General features: G+C 39.2%; 1 protein-coding gene. It reads left to right on the top strand.

What is annotated here, in order from left to right; genetic code table 11:
* Window positions 1-238, top strand: a 238-nt coding sequence (locus ACREB4_RS21280; RefSeq protein ID WP_431590235.1) for a hypothetical protein, incomplete at its 5' end; no start/stop codon positions are given.
* Window positions 239-1,196: the final 958 nt, after the last annotated feature.

Raw genomic sequence — 1,196 nt, 5'->3', positions numbered from 1 at the left:
CCCCCCTAGCAAAATTTCAATAACTTTGCCAAAATTAAAGATTTTCAAAAAATATTTTAAGGACTTCCAGAGGAGGTTTATTGACATGCAACTTCCAAATTTGGTTGAAAAATATTTATTTTTAAAGAAGTTGCAGCGTTTCTACGAAAAAATTCAAAAAATCAAATTAACAAAGCTCATTCAAATGCAAAACAACAACAACAAATTAACGAAGCTTATTCAAATAGCAGTTTCATAATTTTTCTTAAACATTAGGAAACAGTTTTAGCAGGAGAAAGAATTATGTGACACCCCTTGTATAAATTGCAGCTGGAAATATTGTGAGCGTTAAGTCGTAGCACAGCTGCAGCTACTGCCGTACTGATGGGCCTGGCCTAAGCTGCTGCAGCGCTGGGTCGAAAATAAACAATCCATTATTGAGCTAAGCTATAACTTCGTAGCCGAACCACTGCCGGGTACATTCTTTACTGCCTGGCAAAATGGCGAAGTTGACTCATGACGACAAGATGCGAATACAAACGTTGCGTTGCGTTGTAAACCTGCTGCCAAACAATTTCGTATTCCAGCAAGATGGCGCACCGGCTCATTCGTCTCGCCTCGCTCAAGAATGGATCGAGCAGCATAGTCCAGAGTTCGTCAAGAAGAATGACTGGCCACCAAACTCACCTGATCTCAATCCTCTCGACTACCACGTATGGGGCGCTATGCTTGAACGATACAAAGTGTTCACTCCAAAGCCTAGCAACAAAGCTGAACTCAAGACTGTGCTGGAGACAATCTGGGAAGAATTGCCACAAGAGGCAATCGACCTTGCTGTGCTAGCATTTCGAAAGAGGCTACAGGCATGCATTCGAGCAGATGGTGGTCACTTTGAACACCTACTCAAATAGAGTCGGCAGCATTAACAAACGGCCCTTTTCAGGGCCAAAATTCAATTTGAGAGGAAATGATTTCCCGTTGAATAAGCTTTGTTAATTTGATTTTTTAACTTTTTTTGTAAAAATGCTGTAACTTCTTTAATAATGAATATTTTTCAACCAAATTTGGAAGTTGCATGTCAATAAACCTCCTCTGGAAGTCCTTAAAATATTTTTTGAAAATCTTTAATTTTGGCAAAGTTATTGAAATTTCGCTAGGGGGGTGTTTTTTTTTTAATCACCCTGTATATTGCAAAAATAGTATACACATGAATCGGC

Origin of the sequence: Aquabacterium sp., assembly GCF_050725395.1 — a bacterium.
Classification (GTDB): domain Bacteria; phylum Pseudomonadota; class Gammaproteobacteria; order Burkholderiales; family Burkholderiaceae_C; genus Aquabacterium.
The sequence above is the reverse complement of the archived record's forward strand: the minus strand, read 5'-3'. Positions and strand labels throughout refer to the sequence as shown.